Annotated in this window: 1 protein-coding gene; it reads right to left on the reverse strand. The window is 64.0% G+C overall.

Features of this window, described 5'->3' with window-relative positions; all coding sequences use genetic code 11:
- Nucleotides 1–149: 149 nt before the first annotated feature.
- Complete coding sequence (locus tag ACT3TZ_RS14970; RefSeq protein WP_444584213.1) at nucleotides 150–2,912, reverse strand: DNA methyltransferase; 2,763 nt, start codon at nucleotides 2,910–2,912, stop codon at nucleotides 150–152.
- Nucleotides 2,913–2,980: the final 68 nt, after the last annotated feature.

Consider the following 2,980-nt stretch of genomic DNA (forward strand, 5'->3'; position numbering starts at 1 on the left):
GTTGGCGCCATCCGCAGCCTCGGAGGCGGCTTTGGCGACTGCATGCGCGCGAGAAGCCTGCACAAGACCGATGATGCCAACAATGAGGCCACCGAGGGCAGCAGCGGCGGCGATGATCGCAATGACCAGCGCGGCCGGGCCGTCAGCTGTCACCGCGGGCTCGCTGTCGAGGTCAGCTCGGCGTACTGATCGAACAGCAGCTTCGCGCGGTCATCGTTGGACCGCACTTTCCTCCCCAGTAGGGCATCGACGGCGCGGTCGAGCTGGTCGTGTGCCTTCACGAGGGACGGGGACATGCTCAGAGGGTGGTAGTGCGCCGCCAGTGATCGCTCCGGGTGCTGCGCGCGGGCTTCGAGCACTGCGTGGCCAGCGGTGATGATCTGGGCAGCCCGGGGCTCCGTGACCTCCGGGAGAGGGAAGTTGTTCCAGGTGATCGTGCTGGAGAAGCTCATGTCAGACTTCATCCGGCCACCGACGGCCTTCATCCAGGTGATGAACGCCGAGGACGAGGCGATCGCGAACACCAGTCCTGAGGCGTCTACTGCTCCATAGACCTTGTTGGAGATGATTGTTCCGGGCTCAAGATGTGCCACCGGGAGGTAGCGCCGGCTCTCGGAGCTCACTTCCGGGATACCCACGATAGGCACGTCCTCGACTATGCCGAACTGACGGAACAGATGGTGGTGCGGGTACTCGCGAGTGCTTGCCGCCTTCGAGGCGGCACGGAAGGCGCGTACGGCATCGATCCTGGTGCGAAGGATCGCGGAGCGACCGATGTCTTCCGGGTCGAGGTCCGCTAACCACAGACACCACCGCTTCTGTCCGTTGATCAGTTCACGGGAACCAACGTAGGGGCGTACGTACTTTGCGGCGAACTCGTCAGCCATGACTTCGGCATGCTGCTCGGGCGAGATGACGAAGTTCCCATCATCGGTCGGCTTCGAGCCGTACTCCACCTTCGGCAGTGCCAAGCTCAGCGGGGCGCTTCGTTTCTCGACGAGGATGTTCCGGGCATCGAGCAGGTACGCGTTGATGCCGATACGCACCGGCACCTCCGTTGGAGCGCCCTTGATGTCCGGGTAGGTGAACAGCCGCCCCTTCTGCTTCGTGTCCTGAGTGAAGCCGATGATGACGCAGTGGACAGCGGCGGCTCCGGGAGCTTCGCTGGACCAAGCGAAGGTCTGATGAGCGAACTTGATCCGCCACCCGGCATCGAAGATCGGCGCGAACAGACGCGCGGGCTGGTCGCCCTGGGTGATGGAGTTGGTGGTCACGAAGGCCCACTGGCCGCGATAGCGGGGACTGCTGAACAGGGTGAGGGCTTTGGCGTGCCAGCCGGTGACGTAGTCCAGGCGGGAGAGAACTTTGTTACCGCCCCAGGCGTCGTGGAGGTCGGCGAGCTGGTCAGCGCCGCGGGTGTGGTCGCCAAGGAATGGCGGATTGCCCATCACGTACAGCGATGTCGTCGCCGGAATAATCTGCGCCCAGTCGGCCTGTAGCGCGTTGGCCACAGTGATCCGCGCCGAGTCCTGCAGCGGGAGCATCGGGACGGAGTAGCCGAGAGTTAGATTCACGGCCTGGTTGGCCTGGTGCTCGACCAGGAACATTGCGGTACGGCCGATGGTGGCTGGCCATTCCTCGAGCTCGAGGCCGTAGAACTGTGACAGCCGCACGTGCACCCTCGAGGTCGCGTCTAGCGAAAGCTGGCTACGCGAGGGGTCGAGCTGCTGCAGCCGCTCGTGGATCCGCAGCTCGAAGGCCCGCAGCTCGCGGTAGGCGATGATTAGGAAGTTCCCGCACCCGCACGCGGGGTCGAAGAACGTCAGTGACCCCAGATGGTCGAGCAGCTTCTCCAGCTCCCGCTTCTTGGCGTAGGCCTTGGTGAACCGCTCCTCGAGCTCGTCGAGGAATAGCGGGCGGATGAGCTTGAGGATGTTCGTTTCGGTCGTGTAGTGCTCACCCAGCTCGCGGCGTGCCTTCTTGTCCTTCACGGCCTGGAAGAGGGACCCGAAGATCGCCGGCGAGATGCTGGACCAGTTGAAGTACGCGGCCTGCAGCAGTTGTTCGCGGGAGGCGCGGTCGAAGTAGGGGATCTCCACCGGCTCGCCGAACACGGAGCCGTTGACGTAGGGGAAGGCCTGGAGCAGGTCGTCGTTCTGTCCATAGCGCTTGTCCTCGGGCTTGTTCAGGGCCTGGTAGAGCGTGGCGAGCTGGGCGCCGAGGTCGGAGCCGTCCTCGCTGGTGCGCTCTTCGATGTAGCGGGAGAACAGGTCCCGCTCCCACAGACCAGAGTCATCGGCGTACAGGCAGAACAGGGTGCGGATCAGGAAGATCGAGGCTTGGTGCTCGTCGTAGCCGGTGGACTCGAGGTGCTCGTACAGCTTCGCCATCAGCTGTGCCGCATTGATCGACGCGGCCTCCTGCTGGGCTGAGCCGAACTTTGCGCGCCGGTAGCCGGCCAGGAACATCAGGTCCTCGACGTGCGCCGGGAGCTCCTCGAGCTCGAACTCGAGCAGACCGTCCTTGCCGGCCTCGACCGAGAGGTCCAGCAGCCGGAACCTGCGGAAGTCGCTGGTGATCACAAAATCCGGGCGCTCATGCTCGGTCAGCGACTCGATGTAGTCCAGAGCCTGAGCCTCAGCCCTGACCAGGTCAGCGCCCGCGGACTTCATCTCGATCAGCGCAGTCCCGGAGATCAGTGCGTCGATGTACCCCTGCCCGCCTGTGGATGCACGCTGGGCACGCTTCTCGTACACCGCTGCCGTTGAGCGGGTGATCCCGAAGACCCGCAACAGATCGCGCACGAACGACTGCGCCTCGCCCCGCTCGTACCCCTCCGCGTCGCGCCATTGCGCTACGAACGCCCCAGCTCGCGAGCGAATGTCGGACAGTACGAGGGGCTTTTGACTCATGGCCACATAATCCCAGGAGAAGCCGGCAACGAGAGCACAAGTGACAGATCCGTGATGGATCATGATGT

Origin of the sequence: Brachybacterium sp. AOP25-B2-12, assembly GCF_052378625.1 — a bacterium.
Classification (GTDB): domain Bacteria; phylum Actinomycetota; class Actinomycetes; order Actinomycetales; family Dermabacteraceae; genus Brachybacterium.